Source organism: Bradyrhizobium sp. NBAIM14 (assembly GCF_020193895.1).
Taxonomy (GTDB): domain Bacteria; phylum Pseudomonadota; class Alphaproteobacteria; order Rhizobiales; family Xanthobacteraceae; genus Bradyrhizobium; species Bradyrhizobium yuanmingense.
The window spans coordinates 1-1,735 of sequence record NZ_JADYVQ010000058.1 but is presented as its reverse complement, the minus strand read 5'-3'; the positions used below and the strand labels follow the sequence as shown (position 1 = coordinate 1,735).

At 66.3% G+C, this 1,735-nt stretch carries 2 protein-coding genes; both read left to right on the top strand.

Translation table 11 applies throughout. The annotated features are described in order from the left end of the window. Window positions 1-1,353, top strand: a 1,353-nt coding sequence (locus I6F28_RS36970) for an ATP-binding response regulator (RefSeq protein WP_225143918.1), incomplete at its 5' end; no start/stop codon positions are given. Between the two features lie 32 nt (window positions 1,354-1,385). Then, on the top strand, window positions 1,386-1,735 hold a 350-nt coding region (locus I6F28_RS36965), incomplete at its 3' end, for a chemotaxis protein CheW (RefSeq protein ID WP_225143916.1).

The window sequence follows — 1,735 nt, the reverse complement described above, 5'->3', positions numbered from 1 at the left end:
GGCGAAGGAAGCTCCGTCACCATCAAGATCCCGCTGACGCTCGCCATCGTCTCGGCCCTGATCGTCGAAGCCGCCGGCGACCGCTTTGCGATCCCGCAGCTCTCGGTGGTCGAGCTGGTCCGCGCCCGCGCCAACTCCGAGCACCGCATCGAGCGCATCAAGGACACCGCGGTGCTCAGGTTGCGCAACAAGCTGCTGCCGCTGATCCATCTGAAGAAGCTCCTGAAGATCGACGACGGCGCGGCCTCCGATCCCGAGAACGGCTTCATCGTGGTGACGCAAGTCGGCAGCCAGACCTTTGGCATCGTCGTCGATGGCGTGTTCCACACCGAAGAAATCGTGGTCAAGCCGATGTCGACAAAACTGCGTCACATCGACATGTTCTCCGGCAACACCATTCTGGGTGATGGCGCGGTCATCATGATCATCGATCCCAACGGCATCGCCAAGGCGCTCGGCGCCGCCGGCTCCTCGGCCCATGGCATGGGTGACGAAGCCGCCGGCCATCACATCGGAAGTGGCGAGCAGACCACCTCGCTCTTGGTGTTCCGCGCCGGCTCGTCGCAGCCCAAGGCGGTTCCGCTCGGCCTCGTCACGCGCCTGGAAGAGCTGCCCGCCGACAAGATCGAGTTCTCGAACGGCCGCTACATGGTGCAGTACCGCGAGCAGCTGATGCCGCTGGTGGCCATGGAAGGCGTCACCATTGCTTCCCAGGGCGCCCAGCCGATCCTGGTGTTCGCCGACGACGGCCGCTCCATGGGCCTCGTCGTCGACGAGATCATCGACATCGTCGAGGAACGCCTCAACATCGAGGTCGGCGGCTCCTCCTCCGGCATTCTCGGCTCGGCCGTGATCAAGGGCCAGGCCACCGAGGTGATCGACGTCGGCCACTTCCTGCCGATGGCGTTCGCCGACTGGTTCACCCGCAAGGAGATGAAGCCGTCGCTGCATTCGCAGTCGGTGCTGCTGGTCGACGACTCGGCCTTCTTCCGCAACATGCTGGCGCCGGTGCTGAAGGCCGCCGGCTACCGCGTCCGCACCGCGCCGACCGCGCAGGAGGGCCTCGCGGCACTGCGCGCCCAAAGCTTCGACGTGATCCTGACCGACATCGAGATGCCCGATATGAACGGGTTCGAGTTCGCGGAAGTCGTCCGCTCCGACAACAACCTCGCCGCGACGCCGATCATCGGCCTGTCGGCGCTGGTGTCGCCGGCGGCGATCGAGCGCGGCCGTCAGGCCGGCTTCCACGATTACGTCGCCAAGTTCGACCGTCCCGGCCTGATCGCGGCGCTGAAGGAGCAGACCGCGGGCGCCGCCGGCGCCTCCGAGCTGAGCCGGGCGGCCGCGGCTTAAACCTTGAGCGGGATGGACCAGGAGACACTGAAATGAGCAAGAAGACCCAGTCCAGCGAAGGCGCCATGGTCGAGTACGTCACCGCGATGATCGGTGGCCAGCTGTTCGGGCTGCCGATCTCCCGCGTCCAGGACGTGTTCATGCCCGAGCGCGTCACCCGCGTGCCGCTGGCCTCGCGTGAGATCGCAGGCGTTTTGAACCTGCGCGGCCGCATCGTCACCGTGGTCGACATGCGCTCGCGCCTCGGCCTGCCCAAGGACGAGGACGGCAAGACCGCGATGGCGGTCGGCGTCGACCTACGCGGCGAATCCTATGGCCTCCTGATCGACCAGATCGGCGAGGTGCTGCGCCTGCCCGAGGACGGCAAGGAAGAAAACCCCGT